Here is a 20,116-nt window from a genome sequence, read left to right as displayed (position 1 = left end):
CGCACCCTTGGTAAGGGTGAGGTCCCCAGTTCGACTCTGGGTATCAGCACCACTTTTTAGGTTAAAGTTCGGCACGTTGTAAAGAATTTGCCTGGCGACAATAGCGCGGCGGTCCCACCTGACCCCATGCCGAACTCAGAAGTGAAACGTCGTAGCGCCGATGGTAGTGTGGGGTCTCCCCATGTGAGAGTAGGGAATCGCCAGGCATCAAATAAAGCAGAAGGCCCAGTCGAAAGACTGGGCCTTCTGCTTTTGTGTTATCTGTTGATAAGCAGTCCTGCCGCCAGGGGGAAACCCGTCAAAGCCGATTTGCGCGTAATGCAGCAAGGGACAGTGAGTTTGTTTGTTCGGTTGTCATGTGGATGATGCGCAGAAGAGCAGATACAGGTTCGACGCTAGCCCCTGTATCTGCTGGTCGGGGGAGAATTAGCGGGTCAGCGCGACGATCCCTAACGTGAGGCCGGCTACCGCGGCGGCGCCCCCGGCGATCGCGCCTGCGGTGTCCCAGTTGTCTTCTGTTGTGCCTTTCATACAGGTATTGGTGTGGACTAAGCGGCCTTGCGAGTCATACACCGGCACGCAGGGAGAGTCATGGGCACAGCCTGCCAGCAGAGAGGCCAGCAGCGCCACGATTAAATACTTTTTCATGATATTACCTCTGGATAATCCGCAGGGTTGTACTGAAAGCCAGTGCAGAACGGAATGGCTTATTTTATCACCGCGGATTGTCCGGCCCGGATGCCGAAATCATCTCAATATATGAGCCACGTAAATATCGTGAAGATAAGCAGGGGAATATGCAGAAAAGATGGAGAGAACGATCGTGTCCCAGCGCTGCCGCGCGCGATAGCGGTTGTCAGATAGCGGGAAGCTGTAGTGGTTGCTCATATACCAGGCGAAAAAAAAGCGCCCGCAGGGGCGCCTTTAATACCAGGCCGGGTTATTCAGCGTGCCGGGTAAAACGTCGTCTGACGACCACAAAGAAGACCGGAACAAAGAAGATCGCCAGCAGTGTCGCGGTTAGCATCCCGCCCATGACACCGGTACCCACCGCATTCTGCGCCCCGCTGCCGGCACCATGGCTAATCACCAGCGGCATGACCCCGAGAATAAAAGCCAGAGAGGTCATCAGAATGGGTCGCAGGCGCATCCGCGATGCCTCCAGGGTTGCTTCAATGATCCCTTTCCCTTCTTTCTCCATCAGATCCTTGGCGAATTCGACGATCAGGATCGCGTTCTTCGCCGACAAACCGATCGTGGTCAGAAGGCCTACCTGGAAGTAAACGTCGTTATTCAGCCCACGCAGCGTGGCGGCTAACAGCGCGCCGATGACCCCCAGCGGAACCACTAGCATGACTGAGAACGGAATCGACCAGCTCTCATACAGCGCCGCCAGGCACAGGAAGACGACAATCAGCGAGATGGCATAGAGCGCGGGAGCCTGGTTGCCGGAAAGGCGTTCCTGGTAAGACATCCCAGTCCAGTCGTAACCAATACCGCTCGGCAGTTTACTGGCCAGCGCTTCCATCAGCGCCATGGCTTCCCCGGTACTCTTGCCCGGCGAGGCTTCACCGAGGATCTCCATGGAGGGTAAACCGTTGTAGCGTTCCAGACGCGGCGAGCCATATATCCAGCGCGAGGTGACGAAGGCGGAGAACGGAACCATCTCGCCATTGGCGCTACGAACATACATATTGTTAATGTCGCTCGGCAGCATACGGAAATGGGCATCAGCCTGAACGTACACTTTCTTGACGCGACCACGGTCAATAAAGTCATTGACGTAGTACCCGCCCAGCGCAGCGGATATCGTTTCATTGATATCGGAGAGCGATACGCCCAGCGCCTGCGCTTTTTCCTGGTCGACATCCAGTTTGAACTGCGGCGTATCTTCCAGCCCATTAGGCCGTACCCGTACCAGCTGATCCGGATGCTGTTTCACCATGCCCAGCAGTTGATTGCGCGCCTGCGTCAGGGCAGTATGACCTAGCCCGCCCTGGTCGATCAGCTCAAAGTCGAAGCCGGTGGCGGTACCCAGCTCAATAATGGCAGGCATGTTGAACGGGAAAACCATGGCGTCTTTGATCTGGCTGAAGGCCACGGTGGCTCGCTTGATGATGGACTCCACGCTGTTTTTATCGCCGCTGCGCGCTTCCCATGGTTTCAGGCTGACAAACGCCATGCCGGAGTTTTGTCCCTGGCCGCTGAAGCTGAAGCCGTTAACGGTAAAGACGCTTTCGACGTTAGCCTTCTCGTTATGCAGATAGTAGTCGGTCACGGTATCCAGCACTTTCTGTGTCCGCTCCTGTGTAGCGCCGGAAGGCAGCTGGATCATGGTCAGGAAGACCCCCTGGTCTTCATCGGGTAGAAAGGATGTCGGGAGACGCATAAACAGCACGGCCATTCCCACGACGATCAGCAGATAGATCACCAGGTAACGGCCGGTTCCACGCAAAATACCGCTGACGCTGTTGGTGTAGTGGTTAACGCTCTGGTCAAAACGGGCGTTAAACCAGCCGAAAAATCCTTTTTTCTCATGGTGTTCAGCTGAGGCTGGCTTCAACAACGTGGCGCAGAGCGCTGGTGTCAGCACCAGGGCAACCAGCACGGAGAGCGCCATGGCGGAAACGATGGTGATCGAAAACTGGCGATAAATCGCGCCGGTGGAACCGCCGAAGAAGGCCATCGGCACGAAAACCGCAGAGAGCACCATGGCGATACCCACCAGCGCCCCCTGGATCTGCGACATCGACTTTTCCGTCGCTTCTTTTGGCGAGAGCTTCTCCTCAACCATCACACGTTCGACGTTTTCCACCACCACAATGGCGTCATCGACCAGCAGACCTATCGCCAGCACCATACCAAACATCGTCAGGGTGTTGATGGAGTAGCCAAACATCGACAGTACCGCGAAGGTACCCAACAGCACGACGGGCACGGCAATGGTCGGAATGAGCGTAGCGCGCATGTTCTGCAGGAACAGATACATGACAAGGAAGACGAGAATAATCGCTTCAAAGAGCGTTTTGACCACTTCGTGAATAGAGATTTTGACGAAAGGGGTCGTATCGTACGGATAGACCACCGAAGTAAGGCTGCAGTTCGGCCAGCTTCGCTTTAATCGCGGTGGCAGTATCCAGCGCGTTGGCGCCGGTCGCGAGCTTAATACCCAGACCAGAGGCGGGCTTGCCGTTAATTCTGGCAACGACATTGTAGTTCTCTCCGCCCAGCTCAACGCGGGCGACATCTTTCAAATGGACGACAGAACCATCGGCATTGACCCGCAGCGTGACCTTGCCAAACTCCTGCGGATCTTTAAGCCGCGTCTGGGCAATGATCGACGCGTTCAACTGCTGGCCTTTCAGCGCTGGCGTACCGCCCAGCTGGCCGGCGGCAATCTGATCGTTCTGAACCTGCAGCGCATTGATGACGTCCACCGGCGTCAGGTTGTATTTGTTCAGCAGGTTGCCATCCAGCCAGATGCGCATGGCGTACTGCGCGCCGAACAGCTGTACATCGCCCACACCGTTGAGTCGGCTGATGGGATCTTTAACATTAGAGGCGACATAGTCGGAAATATCATCCTGGGTGGTGACCGGGTTATCAGAGATAAAGCCGGCCACCAGCAGGAAGCTGCTGCTGGACTTCTCTACGCTAATTCCCTGCTGCTGGACTTCCTGAGGCAGCAGCGGGGTGGCCAGCTGCAGTTTGTTTTGCACCTGCACCTGGGCGATATCCGGATCGGTGCCGGACTTAAAGGTAAGCGTGATGGTTACTGAGCCGGCGGAATCGCTGGTCGACGACATATACATCAGGTTGTCGATACCGTTCATGTTCTGCTCAATAACCTGAGTGACCGTGTCCTGCACGGTCTGAGCATCCGCACCGGGATAGGTGGCGGAGATCGCCACCGCAGGGGGCGCAATCGTCGGATACTGCGCTATCGGCAGCTGGAGAATGGCCAGACCGCCGGCAATCATCATGATGATGGCCAGCACCCAGGCAAAGACCGGTCGATGGATAAAAAACTTAGACATGGCTGGGTATCCTTATTGCGCGACCGGTGCCGCACGCTCCACTTCTGCTTTAACGGTGACGCCGGGACGGACTTTCTGTAAGCCGCTGACAATCACCTTGTCGCCCGGCTTCAGCCCGCTGGTGATAAGCCACTTATCGCCCACGGCCTGGGAAGCCACCACTTGACGGGTTTCAACCTGATTTTTGTCATTCACCAGCATGACGGAGGCATCGCCCCGCGGCGTTCGAGTCACCCCCTGCTGCGGCACCAGGATGGCCTGAGGATCGGTGCCTTCATCGATGCGGGCGCGGACGAACATCCCCGGCAGCAGGACATGCTGCGGGTTAGGGAAGATAGCGCGCAGGGTAATTGAACCTGTACTTTCATCGACAGTGACGTCGGAGAACTGCAGCGAACCCTTAAGCGGATAGGCCTGACCGTTCTCCATCAGCAGTTCAACGCTTTTGGTGTCGCCGCCGCGTTGCAGGCTTTCCTGCTTAAGGCGCATGAAGTCATTGCTGGATTCCGTCACGTCGACGTAGATCGGATCGAGCTGCTGGACGGTGGCCAGGGCATCCGACTGACCGTTGGTAACCAATGCCCCCTCGGTGACGCTCGATTTACCGATGCGTCCGCTAATGGGAGAGGTCACTTTGGTGTAGGCCAGGTTGATGCGGGCGCTTTCCACGGAGGCTTTGGTAGCGATGACGTCGGCATCGGCCTGGCGGGCGGTGGCCACCGCCTGATCGTATTCCTGTTGACTGATATACTTGGTACCCAGCAGCGGAACGTAGCGTTTCACCGTCAAGTGGGCGATGGCGGCTGCGGCTTCGGCTTTTGCTTCATCGCCCTTGGCGCTGTTCCACGCCGCCTGGTAGGTTGCCGGATCGATCTGATAGAGCGACTGGCCTGCTTCGACATCGCTTCCTTCAACAAAGTTACGCTTCAGGATAATACCGCTTACCTGAGGTCGGACTTCCGCCACGCGAAAAGCTGAAGTTCGGCCTGGCAGTTCGGTGGTGACCGACAGCGGCGCGCTGTTCACGACATGGACCGTCACCTGCGGCGCCTGGGCATGGGGTTGCGGATTGTCCGAATTATCGCAGCCGGTAAGCAATAAGGCCGAGATAATTAAACCGGATAAAAGTGTCACTCTGGCGTGAGTAGTCATGGCGGTTCCTTATAGATTACGTGCCAAATTCGGCGGCGAATCTGTGAAAGAAAGAGGGAATTAAAAAGCAGTTTGCCATCCTACAAATAAACGCCGCTGGATGTAAGGGATAGTTATTTTGGGACAATCAGCAAGGCACGCAAAAACAAAAAAACGCGCTGCCTTTTTATTCTGTTTACCTTAATTGTAAATCTTAATAAATAGACATCAATTCCGTGAATGAGTTATTTATTAATATTGATTTGGGTAATTTATTTGACGATGGCGTCAGAATTAACTTGTCTGCATTTTTGCTAAAAAATATTCCATGACAAATGTTAGGTTAAGCGATCTTCAGAAAATCCTAAATATCCTGTCTGGCGGGAAGGGGGCTTGTATGGCAAGAAAAACGAAAGAAGAGGCGCTACGCACGCGGCAGCTCCTGATTGAGTCCGCGATCCAGCAGTTCGCTCTGCGGGGGGTGACCAACACGACCCTGACGGATATTGCTGATGCGGCGGGAGTGACCCGCGGCGCCGTCTACTGGCATTTTGCCAGTAAGACCGAGCTGTTTAATGAAATGTGGCAGCAGCAGCCACCGCTCAGGGATTTGATTCAGCATAGCCTCGCAACAGAGAATGAACAGGAGCCATTAAATGCATTGCGCGAGCGGTTTATTACCGGGCTCCGCTATATTGCTGCGAATCCTCGCCAGCGCGCGCTGATGCAAATTCTTTATCAGCGCTGCGAGTTTGCCAATGATATGCTTTCGGAAAATGAAATTCGCCAGCGCATTGGCTTTAATTATTCGCTCATCGGCGGCATGCTGCAGTGCTGTGTGCGTAACAATATATTGCCAGCCGAAACAAATATTGAAGTGATATTAATTGTTTTACACAGCGCCTTTTCCGGACTAATTAAAAACTGGCTGCTCGATCCGCAACGCGTCGATCTTTATCAGCAGGCGCCTGCGCTGGTGGATAATATTATGGCGGTAGTCTGTGCTGCTCGTGTATCGGAGACGCCGGTACTGCGGGCGGTGAATCAGTAATGTGTCCCGCTGCCGCAGGTAATAAAAAAGGCGCTTCCCCATGCCGAAGAGCGCCTTTTATATCAAGCAAGCAACTGACTAGTATCAGTTCATGCCGTATTTTTTCAGTTTTTTACGCAGCGTACCGCGGTTGATGCCCATCATCAGGGCAGCGCGGGTCTGGTTACCACGGGTGTATTGCATCACCATGTCCAACAGGGGCTGTTCAACTTCAGCCAGTACCAGCTCATACAGGTCATTCACATCCTGACCGTTCAGTTGAGCAAAATAGTTCTTCAGTGCCTGTTTAACCGAGTCACGCAGGGGCTTTTGAGTTACCTGATCCTGAGAGTTAACGGTAGAAACGGTCAGTACGTCAGAATTTACGCGTTGTTCGAACATAGTTCTGTCAGCTCTTTATTTCTATTACGCAAAATTTTCGAAGTATGCCTCCAACGCCTCCAGCTGTTCGCTGGCATCCTCAATGGCGTTGAATGTGCGCCGAAACTGGTCATCTGGAGCATGTTCCTGAAGATACCAGGAGACGTGTTTACGCGCGATTCGGTACCCTTTTGCCTGACCATAAAAGTCATGCAATTCCCGAACGTGCGCACAAAGCAAGCGCTTGACCTCTGCCAGCGGCAGCGGGGGCAGCAGCTCTCCAGTGTCCAGATAATGCTGGATTTCCCGAAAGATCCAGGGTCTTCCCTGAGCTGCACGGCCTATCATCAGGGCATCAGCCCCTGTATAGTCGAGCACAGCTCTGGCTTTAAGCGGGTCAGTAATGTCGCCATTCGCGATAATCGGAATGGAAACTTTCTGCTTAACTGCCCGAATACTGTCGTACTCAGCGTCTCCGTTAAACAAGCAGGCGCGGGTGCGTCCGTGAATAGTCAGAGCCTGAATGCCACACTCTTCGGCCAGTTGGGCAATCTCTACGCAGTTACGGTGTTCCGGTTCCCAACCGGTGCGAATCTTGAGAGTCACAGGAACGTCCACCGCATTCACGACCGCCGTCAGGATCGACTTCACCTGGTCGGGGTACTGCAAGAGGGCTGAACCTGCAAGCTTGCGATTCACCTTTTTCGCCGGGCATCCCATATTGATATCAATAATCTGGGCGCCGCTTTCCACGTTAATCCGCGCGGCGGCAGCCATCTCTTCCGGCACGCTACCGGCGATTTGCACGGTACGAATACCGGGCTCATCAATATGCACCATCCGTAAACGGGACTTGTCGCTCTCCCACACCTGTGGGTTAGAGGACATCATCTCGGAAACGGTTAAACCCGCTCCCATCTCGTAGCACAGCGTCCGGAATGGTCTGTCAGTAATGCCAGCCATGGGCGCTGCGATCAGGCGATTTCTGAGCTGGTGGTGTCCGATGCGCATGAGTTAAGAAATGACCATACTGTGACTGCAAGGCGGCGTATATTACGCATTTTTTGCACGAGATGAAAGGCCAAACTTTGAGCAATCCTCTGTTGCAGATCAATGAATCCGGGACTAACGTAAAAGGAATGAATAAATACTTATATTAATCATTGATTTAATGGCTGATGGATAATTTGTGTCCATTTATAAAATCATAAAACTTCTCGATTTTTCTTAGAAAAACTCGCTACCAGACGATATAAAACGCTGTTTTTATAGCCAAAAAAGTGCTCTGTAGTGCGATCTGCCTCTCATTTCCTGGCATTATTTGGTGGCTACTGGAAACAAAAATGCGGCCCACAGGCCGCATTGCGCTTAGTTTTTCCGGCCGGTGATCCGGCACCACTCCTCTTTCTCGACCACCGGGTCAAGGGTGAAGAGATCGGCGTAGGCTTCACAGACGCTCTCCGCCTGGCTGGCAAGGATGCCGGAAAGCCCCAGCAAACCGCCTGAAACGGGCAGGACGCTGATTAACGGCGCCAGCTCACGTAACGGGCCAGCCAGGATATTGGCGACCACGACGTCGGCTTTCATCGACTCGGGCTGGTCCTGAGGAAGATAGAGCTCCAGACGCTCAGATACGCCGTTACGCTGCGCGTTATCGCGGCTGGCCTGAATAGCCTGCGGGTCGATATCAATGCCGATCGCTTTTGCGGCCCCCAGCTTCAGCGCGGCAATCGCCAGGATGCCGGAACCGCAGCCGAAATCAATGACCGTTTTTCCGTTGAGGTCGAGTCCATCGAGCCACTGCAGGCACAGGGATGTCGTCGGGTGCGTGCCGGTACCGAAGGCCAGACCCGGATCGAGCATCACGTTGACGGCATTTTCATCCGGAACGTCGCGCCAGCTCGGGCAGATCCACAGCCGCTCACCGAAACGCATCGGATGGAAATTATCCATCCATTCCCGCTCCCAGTCTTTAGCTTCCAGCTGCTCGATCTTATGCGCGAAGCCGGCGCCCAGCAGCGGGTGCTGCTCCAGTTGGGCAACGACCGCTTTCATATCGGTTTCGGCATCGAACAGGCCGATCACGTCGGTATCGCCCCACAGCCGGGTTTCCCCGGGTAATGGCTCAAATACCGGCGTATCGTGCGTATCCTGGAAGGTGATCGAGACCGATCCGGCCTCCATCAGCGCATCGCTAAGATCTTCAGCGTTCGCGCCGGTGGTATTTAGTTTCAGTTGGATCCATGGCATAGCAAAACTCTTTATTTATCAGTAGTCAAAATAGGTGGCTGTGGTGCGGGACGGCCGAAACGGTTCCCTGCCACAAACGCCAGTAAACTCAGCAGCAGCGCGGGAACGATCGGGTGGAAGCCGAGAAACTGCACTTTCAGCGTGGCAAGTACGGCATACAGCACGCCGCCCACGATCATCGCGCTCAGCGCGCCAGCCGCGTTGGCACGTTCCCAATACAGGCCCAGTACCAGCGGCCACAGGAAGACGGCTTCCAGGCCGCCGAAGGCCAGCAGATTCAGCCAGATAATCATCTCCGGCGGTCGCCAGGCCGCGAGCAGCAGCAGAACACCCAACAGGAGCGTGATGCCGGCGGACATGCGTTTTAGCCGCTTTTCGTTAGTCGCCTGATCCGGACGCCAGTTCAGATACAGATCCTTGATGATCGTAGCGGAACTTTGCAGAAGCTGGGCATTGATCGTCGACATAATCGCCGCCATCGGCGCGGCCAGAAAGATCCCTGCCGCAAAGGGCGGGAGCACTTTGACCATCAGCGTCGGGATCACCAGATCCGGTACGGTTAAGTCGGGGAGCACCGCCCGACCTAACGCGCCGGCCAGGTGCATGCCAAACATCAGGATCGCCACTACGATGGTGCCGATCATGATGCCGCGATGCACGGCTTTGCTGTCTTTGTAGGAGATACAGCGTACGGCGGTATGCGGCAGGCCAATGACGCCGAAGCAGACCAGCACCCAAAACGAGGCCATAAAGGTTGGCGAGAGGATATCTTCCGCCCCCTGCGGGGACACCAGCTTGACGTCGATCGACTGCAGAGTCTCTACCGCATGGCCAATCCCGCCGGCGGCGTGGATCACCCCCACCAGTAGCACGATCGTGCCGATCAGCATCACCATGCCCTGCATGGTATCGTTGAGCACGCTGGCGCGAAAGCCGCCATAGGCGGTATACAGCGCGATGCTGATGCCGAAGATCAGCAGACCGGTATCGTAGGGAATACCCGCAGCCGTCTCCAGCAGGCGGGCGCCGCCGATAAACTGGACGGTCATGGCGCCAACGAAGGCTACCAGCAGGCTCAGGCTGGCCAGCCAGACCAGCAGACGGCTCTGGTAGCGCGCAAACAGCATGTCATTGAGGGTGACGGCATTATAACGACGCGCAAGGATGGCGAATTTTTTTCCCAGTACGCCCAGCGACAGCCAGATGGCGGGGAGCTGGATCATCGCCAGCAGTACCCATCCCAGGCCGTATTTATAGGCGGCGCCGGGTCCGCCGATAAATGAGCTGGCGCTGATATAGGTGGCGGTTAGCGTCATGGCCAGCACGAAGCCGCCCATCGAGCGGCTGCCGAGAAAGTACTCATTAAGAAAGCTTCCTGAGGCGCGTTTTCTCATGGCGTAAAGGGATAAGCCGAACACCACCACCAGATAGGCGATCAGGGGAATAATGACCTCAAACTGCATCATCGTCCTCCAGAGGTATGTCGCGGAAAACCAGTTTGACCATCGCCCAGCACAGCAGAATAAACAGCAGCGGAACCAGCAGGCAGGCCATTTCAAACCAGTGGGGCAGGCCGGTAAAACCGATAGCCACCCCCGGCAGATAGGCGGCGGCCAGCCAGGCGGCAAGATAGAGAAGGGTCAGCCACAGCGCCCAGCGCGCTTCTTTGTGGGCCTGAACAAAGCGTTTGTCCATTTTTTGTCCCTTGAGGATAAAGAAAGCGGGGATTGTACCGCATGGTATAGATGAGGAGAGAGAAAAAGAAAAAAGGCCGGAAAATCCGGCCTTTTGCTGAGAGAGCAGAATTATTTTTCCTGCAAGCCGAGTTTTTTCTCCAGATAGTGGATGTTGGTGCCACCATGCTGGAAGTTCTCGTCGCTCATAATGCGCATCTGCAGATCGACGTTGGTCTTGATGCCATCGATGATCAGCTCCTGCAGCGCATTCTTCATGCGGGCAATCGCCACGTCACGGCTTTCGCCGTAGCAGATCAGTTTGCCGATCATGGAGTCATAGTACGGCGGTACGGTGTAGCCGGCGTAAATATGGGACTCCCAGCGCACGCCAAAGCCGCCCGGCGCGTGGAAACGGGTAATTTTACCCGGGCTCGGCAGGAAGGTGTTCGGGTCTTCGGCGTTGATACGGCATTCCACCGCATGGCCGCGAACCACCACTTCATCCTGCTTGATGGACAGCGGCTGGCCGGCTGCGATACGCAGCTGCTCTTTGATCAGGTCAACGCCGGTGATCATTTCAGTTACCGGATGCTCTACCTGGATACGGGTGTTCATTTCAATGAAGTAGAACTCGCCGTTTTCGAAAAGGAACTCAAAGGTACCCGCCCCGCGGTAGCCGATATCGACACAGGCTTTCGCGCAACGCTCGCCGATGTAGCGACGCAGTTCCGGAGTGATGCCCGGCGCCGGCGCTTCTTCGACCACTTTCTGGTGACGACGCTGCATGGAGCAGTCACGTTCAGCCAGATAGATAGCGTTGCCCTGACCGTCCGCCAGTACCTGAATTTCAATGTGACGTGGGTTTTCCAGGTATTTCTCCATGTAGACCATATCGTTGTTGAAAGCCGCTTTGGCTTCCGCTTTGGTCATGGAGATGGACTGGGCCAGTTCAGCGTCGCTGCGCACAACGCGCATACCGCGACCGCCGCCGCCGCCGGAGGCCTTGATGATCACCGGATAGCCGATGCGTTTAGCATGGGCGCGGTTAGCGTCCATGTCGTCGGTCAGCGGGCCGTCAGAACCGGGTACGGTCGGGACGCCGGCTTTTTTCATGGCGGTGATCGCGGACACTTTGTCGCCCATCAGGCGGATAGTGTCGGCTTTCGGGCCGATGAAGATAAAGCCGGAGCGCTCAACCTGCTCAGCAAAGTTGGCGTTCTCGGAGAGGAAGCCATACCCCGGGTGAATCGCTACCGCGCCGGTGATCTCAGCGGCGCTGATGATAGCTGGGATGTTCAGATAGCTTTTTACGGACGGAGCCGGACCGATACAGACCGTCTCATCCGCTAACAATACGTGTTTTAGATCGCGATCCGCGGTGGAATGCACAGCAACGGTCTTGATGCCCAGTTCTTTACAGGCACGAAGGATGCGCAGTGCGATCTCGCCACGGTTAGCGATGACAATTTTATCCAGCATGTTCGCCTCGTTACTCGATAACTACCAGCGGCTCGTCGAATTCTACCGGTTGGCCGCTTTCGATCAGAATGGCTTTCACCACGCCGGCTTTGTCGGCTTCGATCTGGTTCATCATTTTCATCGCTTCGACGATGCACAGGGTGTCGCCCACGTTAACTTTCTGGCCAACTTCCACAAACGCTTTCGCGTCTGGGCTTGGCGTACGATAGAAAGTACCAACCATCGGGGAACGTACGATGTGACCACTGATTTCCGCTTTTGCCGGCGCTTCTGCTGCTGCAGCTGGCGCGGCAGCCGCGGCGGCAGGTGCCTGAGGCTGCATCATCGGCGCAGCATAAGCCTGCTGCATAACCGGATAGCTTGCGGCCGGTGCAGAGCGGCTGATGCGAACAGACTCTTCGCCTTCAGAAATTTCCAGTTCGGAGATACCTGATTCTTCAACCAGCTCGATCAGTTTTTTAATCTTACGAATATCCATGAGTGGGTTCCGTACTCTTTGTTTAGTGTGATTGTGACAGGCGTTTTACCGCCGTCTGTAAAGCGTATGAATAGCCGTCCGCCCCCAGTCCGCAGATGACGCCAGCGGCGACATCTGACAGATACGAATGCTGGCGGAAGGGTTCGCGTGCATGCACATTGCTCAGGTGAATCTCGATAAACGGGATGTTCACGGCAAGCAAAGCGTCACGGATTGCTACGCTGGTATGCGTGAACGCGGCCGGATTAATCAGGATATAGTCCACGTTGTCTTTAGCCTGATGAATTCGGTCGATTAACGCATGCTCCGCGTTGGACTGCAGGTGATCCAGGCTCACATTCAGCGCCGCCGCTTCAGATGTTAAATGGTTAACAATCTCCGCCAGCGTGAGCGGACCATACTTCTCAGGCTCGCGGGTACCGAGCATGTTAATGTTTGGACCATTCAAAAGCAAAATGTGAAACTTCTTTGCCATCGTGTGGCGATCTCCTGCCATTTTCGGGTAAAAAACAACATATACCTTCAATGCGCCCTTGTCACCTTTTCAGGGTCAGAAAACCCCGTCAGGAAAGCCAAAGTCGCACATTATAACGATTTCGTAGCAATTGGCAGCTAAATACTGGTCTTATCAGGGAAGATTATCAACCGCTATCTTAAAAAGAGTCGCGGTTGATAAAGGATCTGCGGGAAACTGCACATTACGGGATTCAGCGCCACCACTGGCGGAACTTCTTGTAACGCCATGCCAGCAGCGCCACTGCCAGCAGGGCATAAATGATGGGCTGCGGCGAGAGGATCTTCACTGACCACAGGTAGTGAATCGGCGCGAGGATCGCCACCAGATAGACGAAGTTGTGTAAAAGTTGCCAGCGGCGGCCCAGTTTTCGCTGCATCGCCTGCGTCGACGTCACCGCCAGCGCCAGCAGGAGCGCCCAGCTGACCATGCCTAACGTCAGATAGGGGCGGTTGATAATCTCCGAGCCCAGCAGCGCCAGATTGTTAATGCCCAGCTCCAGCAGGGTATAGCTGGTCAGGTGCAGCGTCGCCCAAGCGAAACACCATAAACCTAACAGGCGACGAACGCGAATCAATAATGGTTGTTTCGCATAGCGCGCCAGCGGGGAGACCAGCAGCGTCGCCAGCAGAAACTTCAGCGCCATCCTGCCGGTAAAATGCTGGATATCCTTGGCCGGATCGGCGCTAAAGTAGCCCTGATGTCCGGCCCAGAATAGCCAGACCAGCGGCAAAAAACCCGCCAGATGAAGTAAAACCTTCAGCCAGGCGATCTGTTTGACGGTGAAACGCACTAGAAGTTCTCCCGCAGATTCATGCCGCGATACAACGACGCCACCTCGTCGGCATAGCCGTTAAACAGCAGGGTTGGCTGACGCTTGACATCGAGTACGCCGCCGGCGCCGATAAACCGCTCGCTGGCCTGCGACCAGCGGGGGTGATCGACGTGCGGATTGACGTTGGCGAAGAAGCCGTATTCGTCCGGTGCCGCCAGGTTCCAGGTGGTCGGCGGCCGCTCGCGGGTCAGTTCAATGCTGACGATGGATTTAATGCCTTTGAAACCGTACTTCCACGGCACAGTAAGGCGGACCGGCGCGCCATTTTGCGGCGGCAGCGCTTTGCCATACACCCCGACGGTGAGCAGCGTCAGCGGATGCATCGCTTCATCCAGCCGCAGCCCCTCCACGTAAGGGTAAGCCAGTCCCCCACCGATAAACCGATCTTTCTGCCCGGGCATTTGATCCGGAGCATAGAGGGTTTTGAAGGCCACATAGCGCGCATTGCTGGTGGGCTCCACCAGCGCCAACAGCTTATGCAGCGGGAAGCCGACCCAGGGGACCACCATCGACCAGGCTTCCACGCAGCGCATACGATAAATACGCTCTTCCAGCGGGAAGCGTTTGGTCAGATCGTCATGGTCGAGAGTCAGCGGCTTCGCCACCTCACCGCCGATGGTCAATGTCCAGGGATCGGTGCGCAGGCTACCCGCGTTCGCCGCCGGATCGGCTTTATCGAGGCCGAATTCATAAAAGTTATTGTAGCCGGAGACTTTATCTTCCGGGGTAAGCGTCAGCTTAGCCTGCCATTCAGCGGGTTTAGCAAAGTCCAGGGCTTTGCCCGCCGGGGCTGGCGGACGGTCGTGGCCTTTAAACCAGTCCAGCAGGTCGGCCTGCGCGGCGGCGGGAAGCGAAAGGGCGGTCGCGCTGATGCCCAGCATTTTCAGTACCTGGCGCCGCTGGAGCATAAAAACGGATTCGGCCGTGACGTCGGCTTCCGTCAGTTTTTTTCTTTTCATGGTGTCCTCCGTCATGCGTTTCCTTAAGCATGACGGAGGCGGCGATGAATCGCGAATATGTCACGAAAAATTGCACATTAGGAGCATGGGCCGCCGCCGAAGCAGGGGCGCGGTCATCCAGGAATCTTCGGAAAGTGGCGCAAGACGTTTCCTTTACCGCGCCTGACCCGGCATCTTTAGCAGGGAAAAAAGCGGACGGGAGGCTGGCAGGACGGAAAATCGGCAATAATGTGCGCCGCTGGCGCGGGTTTGCCATCCAGCGTCTAAAATTAAAGCGCTTCTGGCGCAGGCCGCAGGCGGGCGGCGATTGGCAAATTTTTTCTGCCGACTATACTCGCTATCGGCATACTTTCGCCGATAATACGCATTCCATTGCCAGACTCGCCATCTTTGATAGTATGCGTCGCGCTTTAAAAGGTTAATGCTAGCGTCAAGGCGCGCGCCGGCACGGGAGCCTGATGGTTCATCGGGCAGTCATTCACTCGCGGAGTTAACACAGGGATGCGATTAACGACGAAGTTCTCAGCCTTTATCACGCTGCTAACTAGCCTGACCATCTTTGTCACGCTGATTGGCGCTTCGCTGAGTTTTTACAACGGCATTGAGAACAAGGTCGAAAACCGGGTTCAGGCGGTGGCGACCATGCTGGATAACCGGCTCATCACTACCTCTTTTGATAAGCTTGAGCCGCAGCTGGATGAGCTGATGACGCCGATAGAGATCGTGCATATCGATTTCATGCTTAACGGTAAACCGCTCTACAGCCACTCCCGAACCGACAGCTACCGCCCGCTTGGCAGTCATGAGCAATTCCGTGAGATCACGGTCCCGTCGTTGAAACATCCCGGTATCTCTCTGCATCTGGTCTACGTTGACCCGATGGTGAACTATTTCCGTTCGCTGTCGATTACCGCCCCGCTGTCGATCTCCATCGGCTTCATGGTGGTGATTATTTTCTTCGCCGTCCGCTGGATCCGCCGCCAGCTGGCGGGTCAGGAGCTGCTTGAGCTTCGTTCCACGCGTATCCTGAGCGGCGAGCGCGGGCCGCAGGTGCGCGGCTCAGTCTATGAATGGCCTGCCAGCACCAGTAGCGCGCTGGATATGCTGCTGTCGGAGCTGCAGTTTGCCAGCGATCAGCGCAGCCGGATGGATACGCTGATTCGCTCCTATGCGGCACAGGATTCTAAAACCGGGCTGAATAATCGCCTGTTTTTTGACAATCAGCTGGCCACGCTGCTGGAAGATCAGGAGAAGGTGGGGGCGTACGGCATCGTGATGATGATCCGTCTACCGGAGTTTGATCTGCTACGGGACAACTGGGGGCGGGCGGCGGCCGAAGAACATTACTTCACGCTTATCAACCTGCTCTCTACCTTTATTATGCGTTACCCTGGCGCGCTGCTGGCGCGCTATCACCGTAGCGACTTCGCTGTGCTGCTGCCGCACCGCACGTTAAAAGAGGCGGATAGTATCGCCGGGCTGCTGCTGAAGGCCATGGACGCGCTGCCTCCGACGCGGATCCTCGATCGTGACGATATGATGCATATCGGCATCTGTTCTTTCCGCAGCGGACAATCGGCGGCGCAAGTGATGGAACATGCAGAAGCGGCGACGCGCAACGCGGTGCTGCAGGGCAGCAACAGCTGGTCGGTCTATGACGATACCCTTCCGGAGAAAGGCCGCGGCAACGTTCGCTGGCGGACGCTGATCGAACAGATGCTGAGCCGCGGCGGGCCGCGGTTGTACCAGAAGCCCGCCGTCACCCGCGACGGTCGGGTGCATCACCGTGAACTGATGTCGCGGATGTACGACGGTAAAGAAGAGGTGATTGCCGCCGAGTACATGCCGATGGTGCTGCAGTTTGGCCTGGCGGAGGAGTATGACCGCCTGCAGGTGACGCGCCTGCTGCCGTTTTTAGGCTTCTGGCCCGAGGAGAATCTGGCGCTGCAGCTGTCGGTGGAGTCGCTGATCCGTCCGCGTTTCCAGCGCTGGCTGCGCGATGCTCTAATGCAGTGTGAAAAATCGCAGCGTCAACGGATTATTTTTGAACTTGCTGAGGCAGATGTTTGTCAATATATCGGCCGTCTGCAGCCGGTTATGCGGTTGGTTAACGCGCTTGGCGTTCGGGTGGCGGTGGTTCAGGCAGGCTTAACCCTGGTGGGAACCAGCTGGATCAAGCAGCTGGATGCGGAGCTGATCAAACTGCATCCGGGCCTGGCGCGCAACATCGAAAAGCGCAGCGAGAACCAGCTGCTGGTGCAAAGCCTGGTGGAAGCCTGTAAAGGCATGCCTATGCAAGTTTTTGCGACGGGCGTACGCAGCCGCAGCGAGTGGCTGGTACTGTCCCAATGCGGTGTCACGGGCGGGCAGGGGGAATTTTTTGCCGCCTCACAGCCACTTGACACAAATGTGAAAAAATATTCGCAAAGATACTCGGTTTGATCTGCCGTTTAGCGTGATTTCACGTAGAATAACGCGCGCCATCGTGAAGGGGGTGTGCTTGTCTACCTGCCGGATCATCGCAATGTAAATGCCAGTGACCCTCCTTTGACAGGTTACAAATTCAGGCGTGGAGCGCTGCTGAAGATTTCAGCAATGAACGGAGTCGGAAAAATTTGTAACAAAGGAAATGAACTGCACTAATTTTCACCGCAGCAGGTGATTTTTGCGCCTTGTCGCTGCTGCGTGTGGTTGGTAAAGTAAGCGGATTTTGTTTTCCGCCCCAGCTTTCAGGATTATCCCTTAGTATGTTAAAAAAATTTCGTGGCATGTTTTCCAATGACCTGTCCATTGACCTGGGTACCGCGAATACCCTTATTTACGTAAAAGGACAAGGCATCGTATTGAATGAGCCTTCCGTGGTGGCCATTCGTCAGGATCGTGCCGGATCGCCGAAAAGCGTCGCCGCCGTGGGTCATGAAGCGAAGCAGATGCTCGGCCGTACCCCGGGTAATATCGCGGCGATTCGCCCGATGAAGGACGGCGTTATCGCTGACTTCTTCGTGACGGAAAAGATGCTGCAGCACTTTATCAAACAAGTGCACAGCAACAGCTTTATGCGCCCGAGCCCGCGCGTACTGGTCTGCGTGCCGGTTGGCGCCACCCAGGTTGAGCGTCGTGCTATCCGTGAATCCGCGCAGGGCGCTGGCGCTCGCGAAGTGTTCCTGATTGAAGAACCGATGGCGGCCGCGATCGGCGCTGGCCTGCCGGTTTCTGAAGCGACCGGTTCCATGGTGGTGGATATCGGCGGCGGTACCACCGAGGTAGCGGTTATCTCCCTGAACGGCGTGGTTTACTCTTCTTCCGTGCGTATCGGCGGCGACCGCTTCGACGAAGCCGTCATCAATTACGTGCGTCGTAACTACGGCTCCCTGATCGGTGAAGCGACCGCTGAGCGTATCAAACATGAAATCGGTTCGGCTTACCCGGGCGATGAAGTGCGTGAAATTGAAGTGCGCGGCCGTAACCTGGCGGAAGGCGTTCCACGCGGCTTTACCCTGAACTCAAACGAAATTCTTGAAGCGCTGCAGGAGCCGCTGACCGGCATCGTGAGCGCGGTCATGGTTGCCCTTGAGCAGTGCCCGCCGGAACTGGCGTCTGATATCTCCGAGCGCGGGATGGTTCTCACCGGCGGTGGTGCGCTGCTGCGCAACCTGGACCGTCTGTTAATGGAAGAAACCGGTATTCCAGTCGTGGTTGCTGAAGATCCGCTGACCTGCGTAGCGCGTGGCGGCGGCAAGGCGCTGGAAATGATCGACATGCACGGCGGCGACCTGTTTAGCGAAGAGTAGTCAGCCTGAAGGTCCGGGGTGGCTTACCCGCTGCCCCAGGTCTTTACTGACACGAGAATACGCATAGCCTATGAAGCCAATTTTTAGCCGTGGCCCCTCGCTACAGATTCGCCTTATTCTGGCGGTGCTGGTGGCGCTTGGCGTGATTATCGCCGACAGCCGCCTGGGTACGTTCAGTCAAATCAGAACGTACATGGATACAGCCGTCAGCCCTTTCTACTTTGTCTCTAATGGTCCCCGGGAACTGCTCGACAGCGTATCGCAGACGCTGGCTACCCGTGACCAGCTCGAACTGGAAAATCGCGCGCTGCGTCAGGAGCTGTTGTTGAAAAACAGCGATCTGCTGATGCTGGGCCAGTACAAGCAGGAGAACGCACGCCTGCGTGAACTGCTTGGCTCGCCGCTGCGCCAGGACGAGCAAAAAATGGTGACCCAGGTCATCTCAACGGTCAACGACCCCTATAGCGATCAGGTGGTTATCGATAAGGGCAGCGTCAACGGCGTCTACGAAGGCCAGCCGGTTATCAGTGATAAAGGCGTGGTGGGGCAGGTCGTAGCCGTGGCGAAAATGACCAGCCGGGTACTGCTGATCTGTGATGCCACCCATGCGTTGCCGATCCAGGTCCTGCGGAACGATATTCGCGTCATTGCCGCCGGTAACGGCTGCACCGACGACCTCCAGCTTGAGCATCTGCCGGCAAATACCGATATTCGCGTCGGCGATGTGCTGGTGACCTCCGGTCTGGGCGGTCGTTTCCCGGAAGGGTACCCGGTTGGGGTTGTCTCTTCAGTGAAACTGGACACCCAGCGCGCCTACACGGTGATCCAGGCGCGTCCGACGGCCGGTCTGCAGCGTTTGCGCTATCTGCTGCTGCTGTGGGGCGCCGATCGCAATGGCGCTAACCCGATGACCCCGGAAGAGGTCCATCGGGTGGCTAACGAACGCCTGATGCAGATGATGCCGCAGGTGTTGCCTGCGCCGGATGCGATGGGGCCGCAGATGCCGGCGCCCGCCACCGGGCTGACGCCGTCTCAGCCGTCGCAGCCTGCAGGGGGGCAATAGTGGCAAGTTACCGTAGCCAGGGACGCTGGGTTATCTGGCTCTCGTTTCTTATCGCGCTATTGCTGCAAATTATGCCCTGGCCGGCGGACATCAGCGTTTTCCGGCCCAACTGGGTATTATTGATCCTGCTGTACTGGATCCTCGCGCTGCCGCACCGGGTGAATGTGGGAACGGGCTTCGTGATGGGGGCTATTCTTGATCTCATCAGCGGTTCGACGCTGGGCGTTCGCGCGCTGTCCTTAAGCATCGTCGCCTATCTGGTGGCGCTGAAGTATCAGCTGTTCCGTAACCTGGCGCTGTGGCAACAGGCGCTGGTGGTCATGCTGTTATCCCTCGCCGTGGATATCATTGTTTTCTGGGCAGAGTTTTTAGTGATCAACGTCTCTTTCCGTCCGGAAGTATTCTGGAGTAGTGTAGTAAACGGTATCCTCTGGCCATGGCTCTTCCTGCTGATGCGTAAAGTGCGTCAGCAATTTGCAGTGCAATAAGGTT

At 56.1% G+C, this 20,116-nt stretch carries 17 protein-coding genes, 1 rRNA gene and 2 pseudogenes; 7 read left to right on the top strand and 13 right to left on the bottom strand.

The window, feature by feature from the left end; genetic code table 11:
* The first annotated feature begins 90 nt into the window (after window positions 1-90).
* Window positions 91-206, top strand: a 5S ribosomal RNA gene (rrf, locus tag ABLV54_RS07785).
* A 220-nt stretch (window positions 207-426) separates the two neighbouring features.
* On the opposite strand, the gene ABLV54_RS07780 is transcribed toward rrf, so the two are convergent.
* From ABLV54_RS07780 to ABLV54_RS07770, 3 genes and pseudogenes are all read right to left on the bottom strand, one after another.
* Complete coding sequence (locus ABLV54_RS07780) at window positions 427-648, bottom strand: membrane protein (RefSeq protein ID WP_004206262.1); 222 nt, start codon at window positions 646-648, stop codon at window positions 427-429.
* 292 nt (window positions 649-940) lie between these two features.
* A pseudogene (locus ABLV54_RS07775) lies at window positions 941-4,037 on the bottom strand (efflux RND transporter permease subunit).
* 12 nt (window positions 4,038-4,049) lie between these two features.
* Window positions 4,050-5,189, bottom strand: a complete 1,140-nt coding sequence (locus ABLV54_RS07770) for an efflux RND transporter periplasmic adaptor subunit (protein WP_044524928.1) — start codon at window positions 5,187-5,189, stop codon at window positions 4,050-4,052.
* Between the two features lie 376 nt (window positions 5,190-5,565).
* Here ABLV54_RS07770 and envR point away from each other — a divergent pair, with 376 nt between their 5' ends.
* Window positions 5,566-6,219 carry an acrEF/envCD operon transcriptional regulator gene (gene envR, locus ABLV54_RS07765; protein ID WP_023291162.1) on the top strand — a complete coding sequence of 218 codons (654 nt, stop codon included), beginning with the start codon at window positions 5,566-5,568 and terminating at the stop codon, window positions 6,217-6,219.
* Window positions 6,220-6,303: 84 nt separating this feature from the next.
* On the opposite strand, the gene fis is transcribed toward envR, so the two are convergent.
* The 10 genes and pseudogenes from fis to msrP all read right to left on the bottom strand — a co-directional run bounded on the left by fis (window position 6,304) and on the right by msrP (window position 14,770).
* Window positions 6,304-6,600 carry a DNA-binding transcriptional regulator Fis gene (gene fis, locus ABLV54_RS07760; protein WP_000462905.1) on the bottom strand — a complete coding sequence of 99 codons (297 nt, stop codon included), beginning with the start codon at window positions 6,598-6,600 and terminating at the stop codon, window positions 6,304-6,306.
* A pseudogene (gene dusB, locus ABLV54_RS07755) lies at window positions 6,582-7,590 on the bottom strand (tRNA dihydrouridine synthase DusB). Before dusB ends, fis begins: the two are co-directional and overlap by 19 nt.
* Before the next feature lie 357 nt (window positions 7,591-7,947).
* Window positions 7,948-8,829: a 50S ribosomal protein L11 methyltransferase gene (gene prmA / locus ABLV54_RS07750; protein ID WP_348813897.1), complete on the bottom strand. Its 882-nt coding sequence runs from the start codon at window positions 8,827-8,829 to the stop codon at window positions 7,948-7,950.
* Window positions 8,830-8,840: 11 nt separating this feature from the next.
* Entirely contained in the window at window positions 8,841-10,292 is a 1,452-nt protein-coding gene (gene panF / locus ABLV54_RS07745) for a sodium/pantothenate symporter (RefSeq protein WP_023291160.1), read from the bottom strand.
* Window positions 10,282-10,524, bottom strand: coding sequence for a DUF997 family protein (locus tag ABLV54_RS07740; RefSeq protein WP_004206253.1), 243 nt, complete (start codon window positions 10,522-10,524; stop codon window positions 10,282-10,284). Before ABLV54_RS07740 ends, panF begins: the two co-directional genes overlap by 11 nt.
* A 110-nt stretch (window positions 10,525-10,634) precedes the next feature.
* Entirely contained in the window at window positions 10,635-11,984 is a 1,350-nt protein-coding gene (accC, locus tag ABLV54_RS07735) for an acetyl-CoA carboxylase biotin carboxylase subunit (RefSeq protein ID WP_004174096.1), read from the bottom strand.
* Window positions 11,985-11,994: 10 nt separating this feature from the next.
* A complete protein-coding gene (accB, locus tag ABLV54_RS07730) occupies window positions 11,995-12,462 on the bottom strand; it encodes an acetyl-CoA carboxylase biotin carboxyl carrier protein (protein WP_004206250.1) in 468 nt (155 codons plus the stop codon).
* Window positions 12,463-12,484: 22 nt separating this feature from the next.
* The gene (aroQ, locus tag ABLV54_RS07725; RefSeq protein ID WP_023291159.1) at window positions 12,485-12,937 is read right to left on the bottom strand and encodes a type II 3-dehydroquinate dehydratase; all 453 of its coding nucleotides are present in this window, start codon (window positions 12,935-12,937) and stop codon (window positions 12,485-12,487) included.
* A 232-nt stretch (window positions 12,938-13,169) separates the two neighbouring features.
* A complete protein-coding gene (msrQ, locus tag ABLV54_RS07720) occupies window positions 13,170-13,769 on the bottom strand; it encodes a protein-methionine-sulfoxide reductase heme-binding subunit MsrQ (protein ID WP_050534350.1) in 600 nt (199 codons plus the stop codon).
* Complete coding sequence (gene msrP / locus ABLV54_RS07715) at window positions 13,769-14,770, bottom strand: protein-methionine-sulfoxide reductase catalytic subunit MsrP (RefSeq protein ID WP_032454192.1); 1,002 nt, start codon at window positions 14,768-14,770, stop codon at window positions 13,769-13,771. Before msrP ends, msrQ begins: the two co-directional genes overlap by 1 nt.
* A gap of 230 nt (window positions 14,771-15,000) precedes the next feature.
* On the opposite strand from msrP, the gene ABLV54_RS07710 reads away from it, so the two are divergent.
* The 5 genes from ABLV54_RS07710 (at window position 15,001) to mreD (ending at window position 20,112) form a co-directional block, all read left to right on the top strand.
* Window positions 15,001-15,192 carry a hypothetical protein gene (locus ABLV54_RS07710; RefSeq protein ID WP_032429221.1) on the top strand — a complete coding sequence of 64 codons (192 nt, stop codon included), beginning with the start codon at window positions 15,001-15,003 and terminating at the stop codon, window positions 15,190-15,192.
* A 79-nt stretch (window positions 15,193-15,271) separates the two neighbouring features.
* Window positions 15,272-17,212, top strand: a complete 1,941-nt coding sequence (gene csrD / locus ABLV54_RS07705) for an RNase E specificity factor CsrD (RefSeq protein WP_044524921.1) — start codon at window positions 15,272-15,274, stop codon at window positions 17,210-17,212.
* Between the two features lie 305 nt (window positions 17,213-17,517).
* Window positions 17,518-18,561, top strand: coding sequence for a rod shape-determining protein MreB (gene mreB / locus ABLV54_RS07700; RefSeq protein WP_002918653.1), 1,044 nt, complete (start codon window positions 17,518-17,520; stop codon window positions 18,559-18,561).
* A 70-nt stretch (window positions 18,562-18,631) separates the two neighbouring features.
* Entirely contained in the window at window positions 18,632-19,624 is a 993-nt protein-coding gene (mreC, locus tag ABLV54_RS07695; RefSeq protein ID WP_004206242.1) for a rod shape-determining protein MreC, read from the top strand.
* The gene (gene mreD, locus ABLV54_RS07690; RefSeq protein ID WP_002918648.1) at window positions 19,624-20,112 is read left to right on the top strand and encodes a rod shape-determining protein MreD; all 489 of its coding nucleotides are present in this window, start codon (window positions 19,624-19,626) and stop codon (window positions 20,110-20,112) included. Before mreC ends, mreD begins: the two co-directional genes overlap by 1 nt.
* Window positions 20,113-20,116: the final 4 nt, after the last annotated feature.

The sequence above is a fragment of the Klebsiella sp. JB_Kp042 genome (assembly GCF_040065275.1).
GTDB lineage: Bacteria > Pseudomonadota > Gammaproteobacteria > Enterobacterales > Enterobacteriaceae > Klebsiella > Klebsiella quasipneumoniae.
The sequence above is the reverse complement of the archived record's forward strand: the minus strand, read 5'-3'. Positions and strand labels throughout refer to the sequence as shown.

Coding starts and splice junctions, on each gene's coding strand:
- ABLV54_RS07780 (WP_004206262.1), bottom strand. CDS start 648: ATGAAAAAGTATTTAATCGTGGCGCTGCTGGCCTCTCTGCTGGCAGGC.
- ABLV54_RS07770 (WP_044524928.1), bottom strand. CDS start 5,189: ATGACTACTCACGCCAGAGTGACACTTTTATCCGGTTTAATTATCTCG.
- envR (WP_023291162.1), top strand. CDS start 5,566: ATGGCAAGAAAAACGAAAGAAGAGGCGCTACGCACGCGGCAGCTCCTG.
- fis (WP_000462905.1), bottom strand. CDS start 6,600: ATGTTCGAACAACGCGTAAATTCTGACGTACTGACCGTTTCTACCGTT.
- prmA (WP_348813897.1), bottom strand. CDS start 8,829: ATGCCATGGATCCAACTGAAACTAAATACCACCGGCGCGAACGCTGAA.
- panF (WP_023291160.1), bottom strand. CDS start 10,292: ATGCAGTTTGAGGTCATTATTCCCCTGATCGCCTATCTGGTGGTGGTG.
- ABLV54_RS07740 (WP_004206253.1), bottom strand. CDS start 10,524: ATGGACAAACGCTTTGTTCAGGCCCACAAAGAAGCGCGCTGGGCGCTG.
- accC (WP_004174096.1), bottom strand. CDS start 11,984: ATGCTGGATAAAATTGTCATCGCTAACCGTGGCGAGATCGCACTGCGC.
- accB (WP_004206250.1), bottom strand. CDS start 12,462: ATGGATATTCGTAAGATTAAAAAACTGATCGAGCTGGTTGAAGAATCA.
- aroQ (WP_023291159.1), bottom strand. CDS start 12,937: ATGGCAAAGAAGTTTCACATTTTGCTTTTGAATGGTCCAAACATTAAC.
- msrP (WP_032454192.1), bottom strand. CDS start 14,770: ATGAAAAGAAAAAAACTGACGGAAGCCGACGTCACGGCCGAATCCGTT.
- csrD (WP_044524921.1), top strand. CDS start 15,272: ATGCGATTAACGACGAAGTTCTCAGCCTTTATCACGCTGCTAACTAGC.
- mreB (WP_002918653.1), top strand. CDS start 17,518: ATGTTAAAAAAATTTCGTGGCATGTTTTCCAATGACCTGTCCATTGAC.
- mreC (WP_004206242.1), top strand. CDS start 18,632: ATGAAGCCAATTTTTAGCCGTGGCCCCTCGCTACAGATTCGCCTTATT.